The organism is Leptospira licerasiae serovar Varillal str. VAR 010 (assembly GCF_000244755.1).
GTDB classification, from domain to species: Bacteria; Spirochaetota; Leptospiria; order Leptospirales; family Leptospiraceae; genus Leptospira_B; species Leptospira_B licerasiae.
Window position 1 is genome coordinate 156,282 of record NZ_AHOO02000012.1, and the last position, 23,500, is coordinate 179,781.

General features: G+C 41.0%; 19 protein-coding genes and 1 pseudogene. 10 read left to right on the plus strand and 10 right to left on the minus strand.

Going from position 1 to position 23,500, the window contains the following annotated elements; translation table 11 throughout:
- The first annotated feature begins 4 nt into the window (after positions 1-4).
- From cobM to LEP1GSC185_RS15640, 10 genes are all read left to right on the plus strand, one after another.
- Positions 5-787, plus strand: a complete 783-nt coding sequence (cobM, locus tag LEP1GSC185_RS15595) for a precorrin-4 C(11)-methyltransferase (RefSeq protein ID WP_008590180.1) — start codon at positions 5-7, stop codon at positions 785-787.
- Positions 784-1,317: a cob(I)yrinic acid a,c-diamide adenosyltransferase gene (cobO, locus tag LEP1GSC185_RS15600; protein ID WP_008591189.1), complete on the plus strand. Its 534-nt coding sequence runs from the start codon at positions 784-786 to the stop codon at positions 1,315-1,317. Before cobM ends, cobO begins: the two co-directional genes overlap by 4 nt.
- A gap of 6 nt (positions 1,318-1,323) precedes the next feature.
- Positions 1,324-2,703 carry a cobyrinic acid a,c-diamide synthase CobB gene (locus LEP1GSC185_RS15605; protein ID WP_008590569.1) on the plus strand — a complete coding sequence of 460 codons (1,380 nt, stop codon included), beginning with the start codon at positions 1,324-1,326 and terminating at the stop codon, positions 2,701-2,703.
- Positions 2,700-3,404, plus strand: a complete 705-nt coding sequence (locus LEP1GSC185_RS15610) for an adenosylcobinamide amidohydrolase (RefSeq protein ID WP_010515758.1) — start codon at positions 2,700-2,702, stop codon at positions 3,402-3,404. The genes LEP1GSC185_RS15605 and LEP1GSC185_RS15610 overlap by 4 nt, the downstream gene beginning before the upstream one ends.
- Positions 3,405-3,421: 17 nt before the next feature.
- Entirely contained in the window at positions 3,422-4,030 is a 609-nt protein-coding gene (locus LEP1GSC185_RS15615) for a histidine phosphatase family protein (protein ID WP_008590827.1), read from the plus strand.
- Entirely contained in the window at positions 4,018-4,572 is a 555-nt protein-coding gene (locus tag LEP1GSC185_RS15620) for a bifunctional adenosylcobinamide kinase/adenosylcobinamide-phosphate guanylyltransferase (RefSeq protein ID WP_008589428.1), read from the plus strand. Before LEP1GSC185_RS15615 ends, LEP1GSC185_RS15620 begins: the two co-directional genes overlap by 13 nt.
- Positions 4,569-7,169: a cobyric acid synthase gene (locus LEP1GSC185_RS15625; RefSeq protein WP_008591421.1), complete on the plus strand. Its 2,601-nt coding sequence runs from the start codon at positions 4,569-4,571 to the stop codon at positions 7,167-7,169. Before LEP1GSC185_RS15620 ends, LEP1GSC185_RS15625 begins: the two co-directional genes overlap by 4 nt.
- On the plus strand, positions 7,166-8,131 hold the full coding sequence (gene cbiB, locus LEP1GSC185_RS15630; RefSeq protein WP_008589975.1) for an adenosylcobinamide-phosphate synthase CbiB: 966 nt from the start codon (positions 7,166-7,168) through the stop codon (positions 8,129-8,131). The genes LEP1GSC185_RS15625 and cbiB overlap by 4 nt, the downstream gene beginning before the upstream one ends.
- A 15-nt stretch (positions 8,132-8,146) precedes the next feature.
- Complete coding sequence (locus LEP1GSC185_RS15635; protein WP_008591744.1) at positions 8,147-8,749, plus strand: histidine phosphatase family protein; 603 nt, start codon at positions 8,147-8,149, stop codon at positions 8,747-8,749.
- A 413-nt stretch (positions 8,750-9,162) separates the two neighbouring features.
- Complete coding sequence (locus LEP1GSC185_RS15640; protein ID WP_008589571.1) at positions 9,163-11,313, plus strand: TonB-dependent receptor; 2,151 nt, start codon at positions 9,163-9,165, stop codon at positions 11,311-11,313.
- Between the two features lie 3 nt (positions 11,314-11,316).
- On the opposite strand, the gene LEP1GSC185_RS15645 is transcribed toward LEP1GSC185_RS15640, so the two are convergent.
- The 10 genes and pseudogenes from LEP1GSC185_RS15645 to LEP1GSC185_RS15680 form a co-directional block, all read right to left on the minus strand.
- A complete protein-coding gene (locus LEP1GSC185_RS15645; RefSeq protein WP_008590477.1) occupies positions 11,317-12,078 on the minus strand; it encodes a response regulator in 762 nt (253 codons plus the stop codon).
- Between the two features lie 59 nt (positions 12,079-12,137).
- On the minus strand, positions 12,138-12,617 hold the full coding sequence (locus LEP1GSC185_RS15650; RefSeq protein ID WP_008589419.1) for a response regulator: 480 nt from the start codon (positions 12,615-12,617) through the stop codon (positions 12,138-12,140).
- Entirely contained in the window at positions 12,614-13,777 is a 1,164-nt protein-coding gene (locus LEP1GSC185_RS15655) for a sensor histidine kinase (RefSeq protein WP_008590384.1), read from the minus strand. The genes LEP1GSC185_RS15650 and LEP1GSC185_RS15655 overlap by 4 nt, the downstream gene beginning before the upstream one ends.
- 17 nt (positions 13,778-13,794) lie before the next feature.
- Positions 13,795-17,508: a hybrid sensor histidine kinase/response regulator gene (locus tag LEP1GSC185_RS20350; protein WP_008597091.1), complete on the minus strand. Its 3,714-nt coding sequence runs from the start codon at positions 17,506-17,508 to the stop codon at positions 13,795-13,797.
- Between the two features lie 143 nt (positions 17,509-17,651).
- Complete coding sequence (locus LEP1GSC185_RS20370) at positions 17,652-18,002, minus strand: HAMP domain-containing protein (RefSeq protein WP_477218309.1); 351 nt, start codon at positions 18,000-18,002, stop codon at positions 17,652-17,654.
- A pseudogene (locus LEP1GSC185_RS20360) lies at positions 17,988-19,557 on the minus strand (HAMP domain-containing protein); the annotation flags it as partial. The pseudogene LEP1GSC185_RS20360 and the gene LEP1GSC185_RS20370, both read right to left, overlap by 15 nt.
- Before the next feature lie 195 nt (positions 19,558-19,752).
- Positions 19,753-20,385: a response regulator gene (locus LEP1GSC185_RS15665; protein ID WP_008591263.1), complete on the minus strand. Its 633-nt coding sequence runs from the start codon at positions 20,383-20,385 to the stop codon at positions 19,753-19,755.
- Positions 20,382-21,740, minus strand: coding sequence for a GAF domain-containing sensor histidine kinase (locus LEP1GSC185_RS15670; protein ID WP_008590157.1), 1,359 nt, complete (start codon positions 21,738-21,740; stop codon positions 20,382-20,384). The genes LEP1GSC185_RS15665 and LEP1GSC185_RS15670 overlap by 4 nt, the downstream gene beginning before the upstream one ends.
- Positions 21,741-21,862: 122 nt before the next feature.
- A complete protein-coding gene (locus LEP1GSC185_RS15675) occupies positions 21,863-23,038 on the minus strand; it encodes a hypothetical protein (protein WP_008591567.1) in 1,176 nt (391 codons plus the stop codon).
- A 52-nt stretch (positions 23,039-23,090) separates the two neighbouring features.
- Complete coding sequence (locus tag LEP1GSC185_RS15680; RefSeq protein WP_008590527.1) at positions 23,091-23,483, minus strand: OsmC family protein; 393 nt, start codon at positions 23,481-23,483, stop codon at positions 23,091-23,093.
- Positions 23,484-23,500: the final 17 nt, after the last annotated feature.

Here is a 23,500-nt window from a genome sequence, read left to right on the forward strand (position 1 = left end):
TAATATGAAAGTATATATCATCGGTGCCGGTCCGGGAGATCCGGATCTAATCACTATCAAAGGAGCAAGACTCGTAGAAACCTGCCCCGTCGTAATTTATACTGGATCTCTTGTACCTCAAAGAGTTATAGAAAGGGCGGCTCCAAATGCAACAGTATTAGATTCTTCTAAAATGACTTTAGAAGATATTATTTCTATCTTAGAGGAAGCCAAGAGTAAGGATCAGGATGTTGCAAGAGTCCACACTGGAGATCCCTCCATTTTCGGATCCACAGCCGAACAAATGAGAAAAATGGATGAACTGGGGATTCCTTATGAGATCGTTCCCGGAGTTTCTTCCTTTACTGCCGCTGCGGCGATGCTAGGAAAGGAACTCACTCTTCCCGAAGTTTCCCAATCGGTAGTGATCACTCGTGCGGAAGGAAGAACTCCAATGCCGGAAAAAGAGAAGTTGGAGACTTTTGCTTCCACCGGGGCTACTTTGGTTTTCTTTTTAAGTGTTTTACATATTCGTAAAATTGTAGAAGAACTTATTCCCCATTATGGTTTGGATTGTCCGGTTTCTGTCGTACAGAAAGCGACCTGGCCTGAACAAAAGATAGTTACAGGGACATTGGAAAATATAAGCTCAAAGGTGAAGGAACAAAAGATCACTGCTACTGCGATCATATTCGTAGGCAAAGTATTGGACTGCGATGATTTTGCAGATTCCAGACTTTATGCCTCAGACTTCTCTCATAAATTCAGAAAAGCGAATAAGAAACAAATTGTTTCGGAAATATTATGAACTCTTCACCGAATAAAAAAGGACTCATCTTAGTATTCACAGGCCCCGGAAAGGGAAAAACTACCGCGGCTTTAGGAATTCTATTCAGAGCATTAGGAAGAGAAATGAAATGTGGTGTTGTTCAGTTTCTTAAAGGAAAATGGGAGACTGGAGAGAGAAAATTCGCAAAAACCATCCCGGATCTGGATTTTCATGTAATGGGCCTCGGCTTTACCTGGGAAAGCGATGATCTAGATAGGGACAAAAAAGCGGCGAGATCAGCCTGGGAAAAATCCTGTGAGATGATATTATCAGAAAATTATAAAATCATTATACTCGACGAGATAACTTACGCTTTCCATTACGGTTGGCTTACTCCTGAAGAAGTTTCGGAGGTCCTATCCAAAAAACCATTAGATCTACATATCGTTCTTACTGGCAGAAATTGCCCAAGCCTTTTAACCGATATAGCCGATCTAGTTACACATATAGATTCCCCCAAACATCCTTTCAAAAAAGGAATTCCGGCTCAACTTGGGATAGATTATTAAAAAATCATGATTCAAGAGATCAAAATACCTAGGATACTGATCTCCGGATCAGGAAGTGGGACAGGAAAGACCACGGTCACAATAGCGCTCACCAAAGCATTACAAGCTCGAGGCTTAAAGGTTTCAGTATTCAAATGTGGACCTGATTATATAGATCCGGGTTATCATTCCTTCGTCACAGGCAAAACCTGTCAAAATTTAGATGGCTGGTTAATGGGAAAAGAATCCGTAATTTCCAGTTTTATAAGCACAAGCAAAGGATCGGACATCTCCATCATCGAGGGAGTGATGGGATTATTCGACGGGCATTCTCCCAATTCTGAAGCAGGCTCCACTGCAGAAATTGCAAAATGGCTACAAGTCCCTACTATCATATTGATAGATGCATCCGGAATGGCGGCCACATTTTCAGCTATCGCCTCCGGTATCAAAAATTATGACCCAAACGTTCCAGTTCAAGGCTTCGTTGCAAATTTTATCGGAAGCAAGAGCCATCTTTCCATTATAGAAACTGCAAGTAGTCCTTTGCGCGTCTTAGGGGGATTTCCTAAATCTTACGAATATTCCTTTCCGGAAAGGCATTTGGGACTTCATTCAGCCGGCCCGGATATTTTGACGGATGAAAAACTTTCCTTCTGGAAAAACCTATCGGAAGAATGGTTGAAGATAGATAATATCTTAGAGATCGCAAACTCAGCACCTCCAATTTTAACGGAAACATCCGCAGAGATCCAAATTAAGGATAAGAATTGTAAGATCGGGGTGGCCTACGATGAAGCATTCCATTTTTATTATGAAGATAATTTTAAAAAATTGAGAGAAGAAGGAGCCGAACTATTTTTCTTCTCGCCTATAAGAGATACTAAACTTCCCGAAGTAGATGGACTGTACTTAGGCGGGGGATATCCGGAGCTATTCGCCGATAGTTTATCGAAAAATCGAAATCTATTGGAAGAGATCAAAAATTTTGCAAATTTACAAAGGCCTATCTACGCGGAATGCGGAGGATTGATGTATCTTTCTTCCGAAATCCAAAACATACAGGGGCAAAGTTTTCCTATGGTAGGCCTTATCCCGGGCAAGACTGTCATGAGCTCTAAACTAAAAAGCTTAGGTTATGTTGAAGTTAATACGCAAAGAAAAACGATCTTAGGAGAGGCAGGTACCCGCTTTAGAGGACATCAATTCAGATATTCAGATCTGATTTTGGAAAATGAAGATGAGTCGTTATTCTCCTATTGTATTAGAAAACGTAAATCAGAACAAACAACCAGAGAAGGTTATACAATCTCCAATGTTTTGGCAAGTTACGTACATGCACATTGGGCTTCGAACACAGAAATCCCGAAAAATTTTCTATCTTCTTGCCGGAGATCTAAAGTTTGAGCTTTTTTCAGCAGGATAAAATTCAGGTGTCCGAGAGATGGTTGGAACTCGGACTTTCAAAACCTCACTCTTCTTTAAGTTGGGCAGTCGTAGGCGGAGGATACTTAACCACAAACAAAGCGTATTGGCTAAAAGTCTCCAATTCGGAATTAAGTCCGGAGATCATTCCGGAAAAATTTTATAGAGATAGATTAGTAGAAAAAGGAGAAACTGAAGAAGTTTTAGGTTTTATGACAAGCGCTTCTCTCTTAAATTATTCAGTATCGGAAAAAAGTGTGGAAGGACTACACGTAAGATCCATTGCAACAGTAGGTTTAGGAAATTCCGTCAGAGTAGGAAATCTTCCCAAGCATAAGAATAAAATTGGAACGATCAACCTACTCATCCAAACTTCGGAAGCTCTCACCTTCTCCGCAAGTATAGAAGCGATCGCAATAGCTTCCGAGGCAAGGACTCTTGCCGTTTTAGAGTCGGAGGTTGAAACTCAAACTGAGAAAAAATATGCGACCGGTACCGGGACGGATTGTATCGGAATTATCTCTCCCCTCGGAACGAACGGAATAGACTATGTCGGAAAGCATACCGCCTTCGGATATTTGATCGGAGCCGCCTCTCTTGAAGCGACTAGGCTTGGTATACTTAAATGGAAAAAATCAAAAAGTCTCCTGCACGTAGCACAGAATGGTTCCTTAATTATATGAAGAAAACATTATGCTTAATGAGACAACCAAGTATCCTTTCGGAATATCGTGGAAAATATTTGGGAAGAAAAGAAGTAGCACTCTCAAAAGAAGGTTTTCAAGAAATACTAAAAATAAAGAAGAAAGTTCCTGATAAATTCCTAAAAGGAAAAGTATATATAAGTCCTACAAAACAATGTATGGAAACTTTTGAAGCATTAGAATTTCAGAGCGAGATCAAACCGGAAGTTAAAGAAGAATTGCAAGAATTAGACTTTGGAGATTGGCAAGGCAGATCTTTTTCGGAACTTACGAAAATAGACTTAGAAAGTCTGAAAAAATTCGCCGATTTTCACCCTTCTTTCAGATTTCCTAATGGAGAAAGTTTAAATGAATTTCAAAAAAGAGCGGAGGTATTTAAGGAACATATTCTTTCCTCATCAGACCGGCATATTTTTATTTTAAGTCATGGCGGGATTCTCTCGATTCTACTCTGTTCATTTTTAGGACTTCCCTATTCTTTCTATCTAAAATTCAAAATTTCTCCTTCGACTCTAGTTTATTTAGATATATTCCAAAATGATCAGGTAGTTCTTACCGATCTCATTAGAATTTCTTCCGCAAGGAGATCGGAATGGCCGGGATAATTTTAGTTACTGGCGGTTGCAGAAGTGGCAAAAGCGGATTTGCTTTAAAAATGGCAAATGTACAGGAAGGAAAAAAATTCTTTTTAGCCACTTGCCCGCATATAGATTCCGAAATGGATGATAGAATACAAAGACATCGCCAGGATAGATTCGGATGGAATACGATAGAAGAGGAACTCGAAATTTCTTCCGTGTTCGATTCTATGTCATCCGGTTCCATAGCGGTATTAGATTGCCTAAGCCTTTGGATCAATAATTTAATGTTCGATGCAAATAACAAAAATATACATCTTACACAAGATCGGGTCAAAGAAATCTGTTCTAATTTAGGAAAACATATCTTAGAGTCAAAAGCCAAAAGCGTATTCATAGTTACTAACGAAGTTGGAATGGGCCTGGTTCCGGAAAACAAAGAAGGCAGGTTGTATCGAGATCTATTAGGTATCTGCAACCAAACATTCGCATCGATCGCAAACGAAGTTTACTTTTTAGTGAGCGGTATACCGGTTCCCATCAAAACTTTTACGGATACATACATATGAAATCGGATCGTATCGACCTTCACGGAGGAAACTTATTCAAAATGGCGAATATCGCCGGGGCCGATCCAAGTGAAATCCTGGATTTTTCATCCAACTTAAATCCATTGGGATTTCCGGATTGGGTCCGCCCCTTGATCAATTCGAAAATCAGTGAGCTGATACATTATCCCGACCCAAATTACACTAAGGCAAGGAATTCTTTAGAAAAATTTTGGAATATTCAAAAAGAAGAAATTGTTTTTGGAAATGGAGCATCTGAACTCATTCATATTCTTCCGAGGATCAAAAAATTCGATCTGGCTGTCATCGTACAACCTTCTTACATAGATTATAAAAAAAGTATAGAATTGGCCGGGATACAAATCCAAGAAATCCATCTCCGGAAAGAATCTAACTTTGAACTGAACCACGAAGAACTAGTTCATATCTTCAAAGAGAACCCTAAAAAACAGATATTAGTTTTGTTAGGACATCCAAATAATCCTACTGGGAAATTATTAAATAGAGAAGCGATCTTACAGATTGCCTCGGACCACCAAAATGCGTTTTTTGTAATAGACGAATCTTTTATCGACTTTTGCTTAAATGATGTTTCCTTCCGAAATTATAGAACCGAAAACCTGGCAGTTCTTTGGTCTTTGACTAAAATTTTAGCTCTTCCCGGACTTAGGATCGGGTTATTATTAGCGGCACCCGCGATCGTTTCCGAAATTTCTAAATTTCTTCCGAGCTGGTCCTTGAATAGTTTAAGTGCTTCGATTATAGAAAGATTTGGGGAAGATCAGTTTTTTTTACTTAAAACAAGACAAAAAATCTCTGAATGGAAGGGTATATTCAAAGAGGAGTTAGAAGATCTAAAAACTTTCCGAGTTTATGATACGAATACGAATTTCATTTTACTAGAATTATTAGACAAAAAAATCTCTACATCGGAATTAGAAGACCTTCTTCTTAAAAGATCCAAAATCGGGATACGGAACTGCTACAATTTCATAGGATTAGAAAATGATTATATAAGGATTGCGATCAAAACGCCGGAAGAAAACGAAAGACTAATACATGCCTTTCGCTCCGCATTCGATAAAAAGCCAAAAAATTCTATAACAAAAAAAATAAAACCTTCTTTGATGCTCCAAGGTACGGCTTCCAATGTCGGAAAAAGTATATTAGCAACCGCATTCTGTAGGATTTTCACTCAGGACGGTCTTAAAGTTGCACCTTTCAAGTCTCAAAACATGGCGTTAAACTCCTTTGTGACTCACGAAGGAGCAGAGATCGGTAGAGCACAAGCTTTGCAAGCACAGGCATGCAAAATAAAAGCCGACTATAGAATGAATCCCATCCTTCTCAAACCTTCTAGCGAAAAAGATTCTCAAGTTATTTTGAATGGAAAACCGGTAGATGCAATGGATTTCAGGGACTATATGAAATTCAAATCAAGCGCTTTCGACGAGGTAAAAAAATCCTTCGATTCACTTTCGGAAGAATTCGACATGGTAGTTCTGGAAGGAGCCGGTGGAGTTTCTGAAGTTAATTTGAAAAATAAAGATATTGTAAACATGAGAATGGCAGAATATGCCAAATCAAAAGTATTATTAGTAGGTAATATAGACCATGGAGGTGTCTTCGGATCTTTCGTAGGAGCGATGGAAACAATGTCGGAATGGGAAAGAAAGCTAGTTTCAGGTTTTCTAATCAACCGATTCAGAGGAATAAAAAGCCTACTTGATCCAGGGATCAGATATTTAGAAGAAACCACTCGTAAAAATGTATTTGGGATCGTCCCCTTTTTAAACGATCTACGATTACCTGAAGAAGATTCATTAGAATTTAAATCAGGAAGTCTGAACGACACTTCTCCATTAGGAAACAGGATCGATATTGTCCTAATCGACACACCCAGGATTTCCAATCACACCGATCTAGATCCACTTAGGATAGAACCGGATGTAAGAGTAAGAATCGTTCAGAGAAAGGAAGAAATCGGAAATCCGGACGTTTTAATACTTCCGGGAAGTAAGAATGTAATCACCGATCTAAATTACCTAAAAGAATCGGGGATCTCGGAAATTATTTTAAATTTTCATAAACAAGGGAGAACCGAGATCATAGGGATATGTGGAGGCTACCAAATGTTAGGAGAATCCATACATGATCCGTTCCAAATAGAAAGTACTTTAGGATCCGCGGAAGGGTTAAAACTGATCGGCGTCAAAACAGTATTAGAAAAAGAAAAATTACTTAAACAAACTGAAGGCACCCATGTTCTGTCCGGAAAAAAAGTATCCGGCTACGAAATCCATCATGGAAATACAAAAGAGATCTCCGCAAAGTCCTTGTTCCAGAATATTTTCGGAGAAAGTTTAGGTCACCAAGGAATTTCAGAAAGAGTATGGGGGACTTATTTACACGGAGTATTTGACGAGGACGAGTTCAGAAGATGGTTCTTAGATAAGATCCGCGTCGAAAAAGGGATGAAACCCTTAGGCAAGATCCAGGCCAGATACGAATTAGAAACCAATATAGATCGTTTAGCGAACGAAGTCAGAAAATCGGTAAATATGAATGAAATTTATCGGATCTTAGGACTAAAATGAATTCGATCTGGATCCTTCCCACCTCTCTACTTCTAGATCTGAGCATTGGAGATCCTCAAGGATTTCCTCATCCGGTAAGGCTCATAGGAAAGTTTGCCAGATTCATGGAGAAGGTCACAAGAAAGCTCATTCCTTCGGAAAGAATCGCGGGATCAGTCACTGCATTGTCTGTATATTCTATTTCTTTTATATTCTCCTGGATGATTGTAGAATGTTTCCGATATCTACATCCTTTTTTAGGAGAATTGGCTTCCGCATTCGTTATCTATACTAGTATCGCCTTAAAGGATCTATTGGATCACAGTAAAGACGTGTATTCGGCACTAAACGATAACGATCTTAAAAAGGCAAGAATCATGGTTGGAAAGATCGTAGGGAGAGATACTGCAAATTTAGAAGAACCGGAAATAGTAAGAGCAGGTTTAGAAAGTGTTGGAGAAAGTCTGGTGGATGGGATCACTGCCCCCCTTTTTTTCGCGGCGTTAGGGGGACCAAACTTTGCCATACTATATCGATCCATCAATACTTTGGATTCAATCTTCGGTTATAAGAATGAAACATATCTAAAATTCGGTTGGGCTTCCGCCAGAACGGACGATTTAGCAAATTATATTCCTGCAAGACTCACCGCCCCTATACTTTGTATTTCTTCTGCAATCTTAGGATTTTTTCCATTAAACTCCTTTAAAATACTTATCAGGGATGGAAAAAAACATCCCAGCCCAAATTCCGGACTTTGTGAGGCGGCTTTGGCGGGAGCTTTAAACGTCCAATTAGGTGGAAAAAACTATTATTCGGGAATACCGAGCGAAAAGCCAAAATTAGGGGATTCGGATCGGAAACTATCCCCTAATTTGATCTTAGATGCGAACAAAATTGTCTTCTTAACCTCTATTCTATCCTCTATATTGTTTTTGGGCTTGGGACAAATGGCTCATTTTTTCCTCGGATCTTTCTTATAATATTATATTTACTTCATGAAAAAAGATAAATATCACATTTTTATAATTCGACACGGAGAAACGGATTGGAACCGAGAAGGAAGATTACAAGGACAAAGTGACACTTCCCTCTCAGAGCAGGGGAAAAAACAAGCATCCAGACTGGCAGACAAACTAAAAAACGAAGGCATAGAGCTAATCTTTAGTAGCGATTTAAAAAGAACGAAAGAGACTTCCGAAAAGATCGCTCATAAACTAGGGATAGAAATAGTATATCATCCGGGACTTAGGGAAATCCACTTGGGAGAAGCACAGGGGTTTTTAGAATCAGATCTTTCCGATAAATTTGGAGAAAAATCCTATTCCGCCTGGAAAAGTTCAGATCAAACATACGATCGATTTAGATTTCCTGGAGGAGAAACCAAATCGGAGGCAGAGTCCAGAATTATCACTACTATATTACATTTATTGAAAATACATGGAAAAAATAAAATTGCAGTTTGCAGCCATGGATTCGTTCTTTCCAGATTTTATAAACATTTTTCTTTTAACGAATTTGCTTATCCTAAACTTGGAAATTGTGAGACATTTGAATTATTCATTCCATCTGATATTGTGGAAAGATCCTTACAGAAGTAGAATAAATTTGTACGATATTTTTCTAAGCTAATGCGACTTTTTTATTGAATAAACTGAGACGATTCAAATGATCGTCTTAACTTTCAGGATGAAGTTGGGTGTAATTCCCACGCTGACCCGCAACTGTGATCGGAACGAATCAAAAAGATATGATCTTTTTGTTCTCATTTCGCAAGCCAGATCTCCCTGCAGACTAAGACCTCGAGGTTAGGTATGTTAGCATTCTCGCCAAGCACGTCCGTGCATCCGCGAAGGGCCCCGAAAGTTAAAAATCGGGGCTACCGCAAACCAGGATAAATTTCTAATTTTGTATATTAGAATATCTATATATTCTTATTCTATTAAAAATTAGGCTAACAGTCGTTAGTTTTCCTAGATTCGGAAGTTTTCCAAAGAAAACGGACGTAAAAAACATGAGGCAAATTGTTCTTCGGATTGCCTGCTTAAGCATATCTTTATCGTATTTCGTATCTGCGATATTCTCCCCTGCCCTTTCCCAAGATCGGGAAACAAAGTCGGCTAACGGAAAGGAAAGAACAGATTCTGAAAAATCGGAACTGAAAAGAAAGATCTCCGAGTACAAACCTGATACAATCGTAATCAGGGATAGAAGATCTAATTTAATCGGGATCGCTTCTTCCGCAAGTGAAGGTGTGGTAGGTTCGGATCAAATCAAAACAAGACCTATCATGAGACAGGGAGAAGTCGCAGAGTTGATCCCTGGAGTTATCGTAACCCAACACAGCGGCGGCGGAAAGGCCAACCAATTCTTCTTAAGGGGCTTTAACTTGGATCACGGAACCGATCTTTCCTCCAATGTCGACGGAATGCCAGTAAATAACGTTAGCCATGCTCATGGACAAGGTTATACGGATCTAAACTTTCTGATCCCTGAACTTGTGGAGCAGATGCAATATAAGAAAGGAGTTTATTATGCCGATCAAGGCGATTTCGCTTCTGCTGGCGCATTCAACATTTCTTATTTTAAAAGCCTAACAAAAGGGATCGCTAATTTTGAAGGAGGGACCTTCGGTTATGCAAGGACACTTATCGCAAAATCCCACAAAATAGGTCCGGGGGATCTTCTGTATGCTTTCGAAGTTTCTCATAATGACGGGCCTTGGGTAATTTCGGATAACTTTAGAAGAGTGAACAGTGTCACAAGTTATTCAATAGGAGATAAACAGAAAGGTTTCAGCATCAGCTTTATGGGTTACAAAGGTAGCTGGCATTCTACAGGCCAGGCTCCAAAACGGGCTCTTAGAATGGGTGATTCTTGGTTGGATCCGGATTCAGGCCTGAGTAGATTCGAAAGTGTCGATCATAACGATGGAGGATGGTCCAATCGAGCAAGCGTCAATTTCGAGGCTCATCGTCTTGAAAAAGGATACGAAGCAAAGACTCAGTTTTACGGAATATATTACGATTTACGATTATTCTCCAACTTCACTTATTATTTGGACGATCAACAAAGAGGAGATCAGCATGAACAATCGGATCGAAGAACGATTGCAGGAAGCAAATCCAGTTATAAGGATATAAGCGAATTCTGCGGGATCCGGATGGAGAATACTATAGGACTTCAGATCAGAAGAGACTACATCCAAAACGGTCTATTCCATACCGAAAAAAGAGCAAGATTGGAAACAGTAAGAGAGGATGGGATCATACAAATTAGCTCCGGAATATATTATGAAAACAAGATACAATGGTTAAAAAAATTCAGGACAGTATTCGGACTGAGAGGTGATTATTATAAATTTGACGTAGATGATTGGGGAGCGAAAGAAAGATCGATTAGGAATGCCAAGATCTATAGCCCTAAAGGAAGTATCATCATCGGACCTTGGTCGAAGACCGAATTTTACATAAGTGGAGGATATGGATTCCACAGTAACGACGCAAGAGGTGTAGTACAAAAAACGAACGCGGCAGATCCACTTGTCCAAACAAGAGGTGGAGAAATCGGCCTCCGAACCGAGCCTATCCATGGTTGGCAGTCCACAGTCTCCTTTTGGCAATTGGATATGAATTCTGAACTATTATTTACCGGAGACAATGGGACTACTGAAGCAAGCAGACCAAGCACTCGAAAAGGGTTCGAATGGGCCAATTATTATTCTTACAATGCTTGGCTCATGATAGACGCCGATTTTGCGACTTCCAAATCTAGATTCAGGAACGATGATCCCTCCGGGAATTATATTCCAGGATCGATACGCCATACATTGGCTTCCGGAATTACTTTAAAAAACCCTAATGGATTTTTCGGATCCTTTAGAGTGAGATATTTCGGAAATCGCTCCCTGATCGAGGACAATTCCGTGCGCTCTCCCGCGACAACTACGGTGAATTTTCAGTTCGGAAGGAATTTCGGAGAAGATCTAAATATAGTTTTTGAAGTATTTAATTTATTGAACGCGCATGTAAGCGATATAGATTATTATTATGCTTCCAGATTAAAGAATGAACCCGTCGGTCCTAACGAAGGAGGATATAACGATATACATACCCATCCGGCTCAGCCAAGATCGATACGACTTTCGATGAGAGCTTCTTTTTAATGTCTACTTTTTGACGTAATCCCGTATTACCAGGATACGATCCACGTCCACTTCCTTATTTTTAGGAACGGATTTAGTAAACGTAAACACTTCGGTGCTGAGTCCGTTCTTTGAAAGTAAAAGCCCGTGCGAGGGAACCGTTTCAAGAGGTATTTTTTCCGCAAAATGATTATCCAATTCAAAACTTTCAATATCCGGAAGATTTTTCATACTTAAGACGTCCCCGAGAGATTTTCCTATAGCATCCGATTCCAACCAACCGGTAAGCTTCTCCGCGGATAAATTCATAAAAGAGATCTGTCCTTTAGAATCGAAAGCGATCACTCCCTCATGCATATTTCGTAACTCTGCGGAGACCAGCCTGGCCTTCTCCATCAGTTCCTTCTCCACCTCGTGTTTATACAGGATGAGTTCGATCACAATTTGTAATTCTCTGGTCTGAAAAGGTTTTAGAATATATGCATTCGGCTCCGTTAATTTTGCCCGTGTCAATGTTTGGGAATCGGAAGATGCAGTGATATAAACGATTGGAACGTCTAAAAATTTTCGGATTCTTTTGGCGGCATCTATTCCGTCCAAATATCCGTTCGCAAGGACTATATCGATCAGGATTAGGTCCGGTTGAAGTGCAATCGCTTGTTTGACTGCGGTTTCGCCGGTATTTGCAATGCTTGGCTCCGGATATCCCATCCTTATCAGTCTATGACGAATATCCTGAGCGACAAGTCCCTCGTCCTCTACGATCAAAATCCTAGTGTCTTTCATTTCATCTCCGAAAATATTCAAAATTATAAAATTAGAATATTATTATTACTCAAATCAGATCATACCCCTGCCTCTTCCGAAGAAGGCTTGATCAGATCCTTTACGCCATGCAGTATGGCGGACATATTCCTTCTTTCTCTTTTTCTTTTTTTATCGAGCCCATGCTTGTTTAATGCGATCTCTATCGCTATCTGTAATTCTTTGGTCTGAAAAGGTTTCAGTAAATATCCGTAAGGTCTTGTCGGCTTACTACGAAGAAGAGTGGATTCATCCGCATATGCGGTAAGATATATCACAGGCAGATCCATCTTATCCAAAATTTCCTGGACTGTTTCTATCCCGTCGTAATTCCCTCTGGATAACATAATATCCATGAGCAGAAGGTCCGGTTTATCCAGATAAACTTTTCTTAATGCTTCATTCCCAGTAGAAGCGATACTTACGAAATCATAACCAAGATCGGATAATTTGCTGAGTATATCCTTTGCTACGATACTCTCGTCTTCTACGATCAGTATTTTTGCTTCGCTGGAGATCATTTTCGGACTCGGCTCCTTTCCCGAAAGACTAAGGTGAATTTAGTTCCCTTGCTCCGATCCAAGATTAAACTTCCGTCTATTTGATGGGTCAAAGTATTGACTAATTGTAAACCCAAAGAGTCCGTTTGTCGATAGTCAATTTCTTCGGGGAACCCGACCCCGTTATCTTCCACAGTCAAAGAATACTCTTCGTATTTAGAAGTAATAGAGATCTGGATCGTACCTTCTTCTCTATCCTTAAATCCATATTTTAATGAGTTGGTAACCAATTCAGTTACAATCAATCCGCAATGGATTGCCGTATCTAACGTTAGATGAACGGACTCAGCATGTATTTCGAATCGTATTCTTGAATTTACACGATAGGTCCTCAACAGGTTTGTAACCAAACTGTTTAGGTATTCCTGGAAGTCTGTATGCGCCAGGTCCTCGTTTTGGTATAACAATTCATGGATCAAAGCTATGGATTTGATCCTAGATTGGCAATCTTGGAACATTTCTAAAGACTTACGATCGGTTATGTAGTTTCCCTGCAAACTTAGGATGCTGGAAACAATTTGAAGATTATTTTTTACCCTATGATGGATTTCCCTGAGCAGAACTTCCTTCTCTTTCAGCGAAGCAGTCAATGCTTCTTCTGCCCGCTTTCTTTCCGCTATCTCAGTCAATAGTTCGTTATTGACTCTATGCAGTTCGAAAGTCCTCTCCTCTACACGTATTTCCAACTCATCATGGCTTTGCCTCAAGAGTTCTTCTTGGATCCTTAATATTTTGTTTTTCTTATGTAGATCTACGAATACCGCCGCCTTGGATCTCAATATCTCAGGCGCGGTAGGTTTCACTAAAAAATCCACCGCTCCCAAAGAATATCCTTTAAACATTCCGGTTTCGTTATTTGCGTAAGCGGTAAGAAATATGATCGGGATCTTGGCGCATTTCTCTCGCTGCCGGATCAACGCAGCGGCTTCAAAACCGTCCATTCCAGGCATTCTTACGTCCATGAAGATCAATGCGACTTCCTCCGGTTCATCCAGAAGCGCCTTCAATGCTTCTTCTCCCGAACCCGCTTTGATCAAATTCAATTCCGGACTCTTGAGAATATGCTCCATTACCTGCAGATTGTCCACATGGTCATCTACCAGTAAAATATTCACTTTCATTGTCTGTTCCATATTTTCTACCTGCACAACAACACCCGGAGCAGAGAAAGCAAATGGTCCACACTCACCGGCTTAGTTATATATTCGGTCGCACCGGCTTCTATACACTTTTCCCGATCCCCTTTCATTGCCTTTGCAGTGAGCGCCAAAATCGGTAGATTAACAAATTCAGGTTTAGAACGGATCACTTTCATCGCCTCGTATCCGTCCATATCCGGCATCATCACGTCCATAAGAACGATCTCTATGTCCGGATTTTTTTCCAAAATATTAATTCCGTCTAATGCATTCTCTGCATAATGTATTTTCATTTTATGCAATTCCAACATACTCGTTAACGCGAATATATTTCTTACATCGTCATCCACTATAAGGACTTTATGCCCTTCGAGGGAATACGTATCGCCCGACTTAGAGACTGATTCAGGTTCATGCAAATGGATCTTGATCTCTTCCAAAGAAGTCGCGTAGGAATTTACGAATTTCAGAATATTCGAGCCGTTAAAAGATAGGAGTTTCTGAAAAGTTTCCGGTCCATTCTTCTCGTCCGAAAAGAACAACAACAAAGTTCGCTCCGGATCCAAAAGAGTAATTTTGGAAACTAGATCGTAGACGGACATGTCCTTAAATTCAGTGCCGATCAGGATACAATCCGGTATTTCCTTTTTTAGAATGTCCAAAAGTTCCTGACCGGACTCTAATCTTTTTAAGGTCAGATCCTTTGAGGTCAGTTTTTCATTCAGGAATTCGGAATGATCCTTTTCTATTCCACAAACATAAAGTGTTTTATCCGTTTTATGCAGATATGTTTTGATCTTTTCGAACGCCTCATTCAAAGATTCTATCCCGACAGGTTTCCTTAAATGAGAGATCGCTCCGATCTCCAAACTTCTTCTCCAGTCATTTCCTCCGGAAAGAACATGGACCGGGATTTGTCTAAGTTTAGGATTTCTTTTCAGCCAATTCAGGATCAAACTTCCATCCATATCCGAGAGTTGGACGTCCAACAAGACAGCATTAAAAGAAGATTCTTGTAATGCCGAGATCCCACTCTTTCCATCCAAGGCAACCGTTCCCTTGAACCCGTTACTTTTTGCGATCTCCAAAAGAGACTTAGCGAACGTTTCGTCTTCTTCTATAATCAAGACCTTCTCTTTAGATTCGTTCTGGGTCTCGTCCTCAAGAACTCTTCTGGTTGTTTTGATCTTACTTCTTACATAAGAATCTCCCGAACCTGATGAATCACTATCGGAGTTTTCAGCCCATTTGATCGAATCCTGTTCAGTCGGATTTTCTTCCACTTGGATATAATCCAAAGGAAGATATAAGGTGAATTTACTTCCTACCTCTGGTTCACTTTCTAATTTTAATTCTCCGCCCAAAATACGGGTGATCTCTTTACTGATAGAGAGCCCTAATCCTGTTCCTCCATATTTTCTACTCGTGCTTCCATCGGCTTGGCGGAAGGCTTCGAAGATCAAACCTTGCTTTTCTGAAGAAATTCCGATACCGGTATCGATCACCGAAAATGCGATCACCCCGCCCGCTTGGTTCAAGATCTTATGGTCTTTACTCCATCCGGAAGAAGAAGATTCTATCCTCAGCTTTACTCCTCCTTTATGAGTAAATTTGAATGCATTGGATAGAAGGTTCTGAAGGATCTGTTGTAATCTTTGTAGGTCCGTCGTAATCCTAGAAGGAAGTTCCGGATCTATTTCAACTTGGAATTTTAAGTCTTTATTCCTTGCAGTTTCTCGGAAGGAACGATCCAGATATCCTCCCAATTCCTCGATAGAAACCGAATCCAGATCCACACTCATCTTACCGGATTCAATTTTAGAAAGATCTAATATGTCATTGATTAACTGCAACAAATCGTTTCCGGAACTATGGATTGTTTTAGCGTATTCCGTTTGTTTTTCGGATAGGTTTCGGCTTTCATTATCATACAATAATCTTGAAAGGATCAGCATATTATTCAAAGGAGTCCTTAACTCGTGGGACATGTTAGCCAAGAATTCAGATTTGTATCTGGAAGTAAGAGCCAATTGCCTTGCTTTTTCTTCCAAGGAATGTCTGGCTTGTTCTACTTCTCTGTTTTTTCTTTCCACCTCGCTGTTCTTCTTGGCAAGAAGTCTCGCTTTTTCTTCCAACTCTTCGTTCTTTTCTTGTAACTCTTCCCTTTGGTCCTTGAGCATGTCTTCGGAAGCCTTAAGCGATTTGGCTTGTTCTTCCAAACGTTGGTTGGTGCTGGTCAATTCTTCTTGTCGTCCTTGCAACTCTTCAGTCAAAGTTTGGGATTGGATCAGAAGTTCTTCCGTTCTCATTCCTGCCGCAATCGTGTTCAACACGATCCCGATACTTTCAGTCAACTGATCCAAGAAGTTCAAATGGATCGGAGTGAAGTTGGAAAAAGAGGCAAGCTCTATTACTGCCTTCACTTCCCCTTCGAATAACACAGGTAAGACGACTATATTGATCGGAGGAGCTTCTCCCAGTGCGGAATTGATCATGATATAACTGGAAGGAACATGAGTTACGAGTATCCTTTCTTTTTCCAGAAAACATTGCCCGATCAGACCTTCTCCCGGATAAAAACGGTTCGATACATTCTTCCTTTCTTGGTAAGCGTAACTTACTAATAATTTGAGAAGAGGACCTTCTTCTACGTTTTCCGTTATGAAAAATGCTCCATGCTGCGCGGATACAAGCGGAGCAAGCTCCGACAGGATCAATTTACTTACGTTGACTAAGTTTCTTTGTCCTTGTAGCAATCGAGTGAATTTTGCTAAGTTTGTTTTTAACCAGTCCTGTTCCGTATTGATCCGAGTGGTTTCCCTTAAGTTCCGGATCATTTCGTTGATGTTATCTGATAAGGCCGCCACCTCTCCTGCCGCTTGGATCGTAACTGTCCGAGAAAGATCTCCCTTGGTCACACCGGTTGCCACTTCGGCGATCGCTCTTACCTGAGTGGTCAAGTTAGAAGCAAGCTGGTTTACGTTATCCGTAAGATTCCTCCAAAGTCCTGCGGCACCCGGAACACTTGCCTGGCCTCCTAATCTTCCTTCGATACCTACCTCTTTTGCAACTGTGGTCACCTGGTCTCCGAAAAGTCCCAGGGTGTCGATCATATCGTTGATTGTATCCGAGAGTTCTGCGATCTCTCCTTTTGCTTCTAAATATAATTTTTTCTTCAAGTCCCCATTTGCGACAGAGGTTACTACTTTAGCAATGCCCCTTACCTGAGTGGTGAGGTTATTCGCCATGAAGTTCACACTATCCGTAAGATCTTTCCAGATACCTGCAACCCCTTGCACATTCGCCTGTCCACCCAGTTTACCTTCCGTTCCCACCTCTCTTGCCACACGAGTCACCTCGGAGGCGAATGAGTTCAACTGGTCCACCATCGTGTTGATGGTATCTTTTAACTCTAAGATCTCTCCCTTAACATCCACAGTAATCTTCTTGGATAAGTCACCTCGAGCTACCGCTGTAGTAACTTCGGCAATATTTCTCACCTGACCGGTCAGGTTGGATGCCATAGAGTTCACACTGTCGGTAAGGTCTTTCCAAGTTCCCGCAACTCCTCGAACATTCGCCTGTCCACCCAGTTTACCTTCGGTTCCCACCTCTCTTGCCACCCGAGTTACCTCGGAAGCGAACGAGTTCAACTGGTCCACCATCGTGTTAATGGTATCTTTTAACTCTAAGATCTCTCCCTTAACATCCACAGTGATCTTCTTGGATAAGTCACCGCACGCTGTAGTAACTTCGGCAATATTTCCACCTGACCGGTAAGGTTGGATGCCATAGAGTTCACACTATCGTTAAGTCTTTCCAAGTTCCCGCAACACCCTGCACGTCTGCTGTCCGCCTAACTCTCCTTCGGTTCCCACCTCTCTTGCCACACGAGTACCTCGGAAGCGAATGAGTTCAACTGGTCCACCATCGTGTTGATGGTATCTTTTAACTCTAAGATCTCTCCCTTAACATCCACAGTGATCTTCTTGGATAAGTCACCTCGAGCTACCGCTGTAGTAACTTCGGCAATATTTCTCACCTGGCCGGTAAGGTTGGATGCCATCGAGTTCACACTATCTGTTAAGTCTTTCCAAGTTCCTGCGACTCCTCGAACGTCTGCTTGTCCACCCAGTTTACCTTCTGTTCCCACTTCTTTTGCAACCCGAGTTACCTCGGAGGCGAATGAGTTCAACTGGTCCACCATCGTGTTGATCGTATTCTTAAGTTCTAAGATCTCTCCCTTAACATCCACAGTGATCTTTTTAGATAAGTCACCGGTCGCAACCGCCTTGGTAACTTCCGCGATGTCACGGACCTGACCGGTCAAGTTCCCCGCCATAAAGTTCACGCTGTCGGTAAGGTCTTTCCAGGTTCCTGCAACTCCTCGAACGTCCGCTTGTCCACCCAGTTTACCTTCTGCACCTACCTCTCTTGCAACCCGAGTTACCTCTGATGCGAATGAGTTCAACTGGTCCACCATAGTGTTGATCGTATTCTTGAGTTCCAAGATCTCTCCTTTAACATCCACTGTGATCTTTTTGGATAAGTCACCGGTCGCAACAGCTGTAGTAACTTCGGCAATATTACGCACCTGACCGGTAAGGTTGGATGCCATAGAGTTCACACTATCCGTTAAGTCTTTCCAAGTTCCTGCAACACCCTGCACATCTGCTTGTCCGCCTAACTCTCCTTCGGTTCCCACCTCTCTTGCAACCCGAGTCACCTCGGAAGCGAATGAGTTCAACTGGTCCACCATCGTGTTGATGGTCACTTTCAACTCAAGGATCTCTCCCTTAACATCCACAGTGATCTTTTTGGATAAGTCACCTCGAGCTACCGCTGTAGTAACTTCGGCAATATTTCTCACCTGACCGGTAGGTTGGATGCCATGAGTTCACACTATCCGTTAAGTCTTTCCAAGTTCCCGCAACTCCTCGAACGTCCGCTTGTCCACCCAGTTTGCCTTCTGTTCCCACTTCTTTTGCAACCCGAGTTACCTCAGAAGCGAAAGAGTTCAACTGGTCCACCATCGTGTTGATCGTATTCTTAAGTTCTAAGATCTCTCCCTTAACATCCACCGTGATCTTTTTGGATAAGTCACCGGTCGCAACCGCCTTGGTAACTTCCGCGATGTCACGGACCTGACCAGTCAAATTAGACGCCATCGAGTTCACGCTGTCGGTAAGGTCTTTCCAAGTTCCCGCAACTCCTCGAACGTCCGCTTGTCCACCCAGTTTACCTTCTGTTCCAACTTCTTTCGCAACCCGAGTCACCTCTGATGCGAATGAGTTCAACTGGTCCACCATGATGTTTACGATCTTTGCAGTTCTAAAAAATTCTCCTTTGAGAGGTCTTCCGTCGATTTCCAAAGACATGTTCTGAGAAAGGTCGCCGCCTGCCACGGCTCCGATCACCCTCATCACTTCCGTATTCGGTTGCACAAGATTTCCGATCAGTGAGTTGATGGAGTTCATACAAGAACCCCAAGAACCTATAGAAGAAATACCGCTTACCCTTTGGGAAATTTTACCTTCTTGTCCTACTTCATTACTGATCCTTTCGAACTCTTTGACCATTCTATCGTTTTGGTCCATGATATCGTTTAATAAGTCTGAAATTTTACCGGCGATCCCAACCTGATCCAATGGCATTCGTTTAGAGAAATCGCCTCTTTTAAATGCAGTAAGAACTTCTAATAATTGTTTTGGATTTAGAGAATCTTTATCTTGTTTGGGATCTATTGTCGGGGCATTCTTCATGGCTGGACCTAAACCTATAAAAAAAGGTTAATGAGCACGAAGGAGAATGATGACGTAAAATGAAGGGAATAACAACAAAAATTATTTCATAAATACATCGTACGGATTAAGTTAAACGAAGAATTTTTCTGTCACTAAAAATGTGACAGAATGGAAAATACATTACAAAAACAAATTTTTCTTAAGTTTCTAAATTTACTCTAGGAGTTTATGATCGTAAGCGTAACGAACGAGTTCCTGCGTAGATTTCAAACTCATCTTTTCGAAGATCCTTGCTCTATACGTATTTACTGTATTCACGCTCAAACCAAGGTCCTCCGAAATAGATCGAACATTTTTGCCCTTCACCAAAAGCATAAGTATCTGAAATTCTCTCTCGGAAAGAGTTTCATGAGGAAGTCGATCTGAGGGTTTAGAAAGTTCTCTCACTAACATCTCAGTCGCTTCCGGACTAATATATCTTGCGCCTTCTATCACCTTACGAACTGCAGAGATCAATTCATCTCCCGCGCTTGCCTTAGTGATATAACCGGATGCTCCGGCCTTCAACGCACGAACGGCAAATCTGTCTTCCGGATACATACTTAAGATCAGGACTCTAGTATCAGGGGAAAGTTTATGAACATATTTTAATATATCCAAACCGCTCATCATCGGCATATTGATGTCCAAGATGAGAACTTGTACGGATTGGCTTGCAAGATAATCCAAAACCTGCTGTCCGTTTTCCGCCTCGTAAACGATCTCTATATCTTCCTCCTCCGAAAGGATCTTTCTTAAACCTTCTCGGATCAATAAATGATCATCCGCGATCAATGTGGAAATCATAGGAAATCCTCCTTATATCTACTTGAGATTGGTATTTTTACGATCACACTCGTACCTTTTTCGGATCCGGCGGTGATGGAGACTTCTCCGCCTAGGACCACAGCCCTTTCTCTCATCCCGATCAATCCGAGAGACTTAGATTGGTTCATCTTTTTTGGATCTATTCCGATCCCGTTGTCTTGGATTTTCAGAATGAGAAATTGCCCTTCTTCCAAGCAGGAAACCTGGATAGAATCCGCCTTGGAATGTCTCGCTGCGTTAGTCAACGCTTCTTGAAAAATGCGAAATAATGCGATGGATGGGTCTTTTTCTAAGGATAGAATTCCTACAGGGATCTTGATCTCGCAACGAATTCCTGTTCTTTTTTCGAAATCTTTAGCATACCATTCAATTCCTTCCAATAATCCCAAATCCTCTAAGATCAATGGCCTAAGCTCTGTTGCGATCCTCTGCACCGATTCGATGCCAGAGTCGGCCACCTTGATCATAGAAAGAAGTTCGGAAACCAACTTGGAATCCGAACCCTTGGACTTTTGAAAATTATTTTTTAATAATGTAAGATCTATCTTAAGAACGGTCAATAATTGCCCCAACTCGTCGTGAACCTCTCTTGCAACTAAGAGTCTCTCTTCTTCCCGAACTTCCTGAAGTCTGGCGGACAATGCTCTCAACTGTTCTCCCGACGTTTTAAGATGGTTTTCCGCTTCCCTTCTTTCGAATACCCTCCCTATTTGAGAGCTGATATGAGAGACCGCCTCGAAAAAAGAAGGGTCCGCGGATTTATTTCCGGAATAAAATTCCAAAACACCTACTAGATTTCCTTTCACAAAAATAGGAATCCCGATTGCAGCTTCGATCCCGGCTTTGATAGAAAGTTCTTTTAATTCTCCTTTCAAATAAGAAGGAAAGTTTTCGAGTAGGATAGGTTTTCGGCCGCTCCTAACTCTTTCGGAAAGGATTGATTCCTCTTTTTTGGACCTAGTCCTTAATAAATTCCTAAACTCTTTCAGGAACGTTTCTTCTCTAGAGAAGGAGATGGAAGAATATTCAGGTCTCTCCGATTCTTCCAATACTAAACATACAAGGCCTAATTTCCAGTCCGCAATCAAACATATCCGATCGACGGAAAATTGAAGCACAGATTCCACATCGTTTGCTTCGTTTGCAGCAGTAGCAACTTGTTGAAGAAGATTTAAAACGGAGATCTTTTTTAAGAGTTCGTCTTTTGTATTTTGCTCTTCTCGATTAGATCTATCAATAGGATCTTCTTTAGAAAATGCTTCGGATTCGCGAGGGAAAGGTTCGGAGAAGGAACCGTAACTCGGCTCTTGGTCGATATTCGAAAAGCCTTGCACCCCGCGATTATCTAATTAAAATTTTCATCTTTCAATCCGTTTTTTCGCCTAACAGCAAAGAAAAAGAAAATAGTAATGCGTTAGATCGAATATTGTAGCGAGATAGATATAATGAAATATTCTTATTTTTTAAAGAATAAATGAATGTACGAGGGCTTTATCTCTTTCTGAGAAAACTCTAGACCGAAATCTTCTTTTCTTTCTCTAAACTTCTGATATAGAGCACCGCCATTATATAACGCTTCTATCTCTAAAATAATCCCCTTATTCCGATCGGAACCTGAGCTTTCGCTAACCCGATTAACTCCTTGGATATTTCTAATAATACCTCTTACATCCTTATCCAAATAATCGTCATAGCTTAAGCCCTCTATTTTGATACGGATCAGATTTCCAGGTTTCCATTTATTGGCGATCTGCTCTTTGATCTTAGGGTAAGCTTTTTCTACCGACCTTTTTATGGATTCCTGGATGCCGGTATTCGGATTAATATGAGGAGAAACCCCGGAAGAATTATCCGCTGCGATGATCCGAGCGGTATTTACGTCGAAAATTTTGAATCTAAGAACGGACTGGTAAGAATGAAGTCCTGTATCCTCTATCCTTCCCAGATCTGTAACCTCTGTTTGACCCACAAGCAAGATCTGAGCCTCCGACTCTCCCGCCAAAGCTAATATTTTATCTTCAAAGGAATATTCCGAAAGAACAGTTCGATCCTTATTACCTTCCTTAAAAAGAACACGATAGAATTGTTTTTTATCTAAAAAGTCGAAGTCCGAAAAAGTTTTTACGATCTCATTTTCGGTGATCCCCACCTTCTCTTTTATATTTTGTTTTCCTAATATTCTTTCTTCTATGAATACTAAAAACTTGGGTTTACCTATATCTTTGTATCTTTCTTGGAGAGCATCCCGGACTTCCTTTCGGTTTACTTTTCCTTTTGCGTCTATTTCCAAAAGCCCCGTTGGCAATTTTCGTGTAGGACCAACTTTAGAATATTCCGACACAAATCCTTCTACGGAAGAATTTACTATAGTTTCCTTCAATTTACCGCTTATGACCTGGGAAGATCCTTGGACCAATTCTCCCAGCCCATTCTCTATAATTTTTCGTTTAGCGTTTAACTCTAATTCTTCTTCGTTCTTTCCCTGGATATTTTGTACATATACAAATTCGTCCTTTGGGTCCTTTACGGAACGAAGGCAAGAAATTAGGAATATAAGGTTTAAAAAAAGGAAGTAAGAGATAAATTTAGAGAAGGTAGATTGCATACGATCGAAAGTATCTCTTCGATCCATTGGACCCGATACTCGGCATCTTCGTTTCCCAATGGTTCGGAAAAACCTTATTTTATCCCAGTTTGGTCTCTATCTGTATCGGATGGGTCAGAGTTTTGTGGACAGGGCAAGCATTCGCAACTTGCAAAAGTCTCTCTCTTTCCTGCTCGCTTAAATTACCTTCTATCTTTACGATCCTTTGTATCTCAGTATGATCCGTCCATCTAGTAAGATTTAGTTGGACTGTTACTTCTTTTAGATCCATCTTTTTTCTTTGGGCATACATTCGAATTGTGATGTCCGTGCACGCCCCCAAGGAAAGAAGAAGATATTCATGTGGAGAAGGTCCAAGATCCCCTCCTCCGTCTTCTTTTGATTCGTCCGCGATCACTTCGTGGTTCTTACTACGAAGGATCGTTTTATAATTTTCTGGAGTGCTCAGTACAGTTACTTCGATATCGCTCATAAAGTAAGAAGGATTAG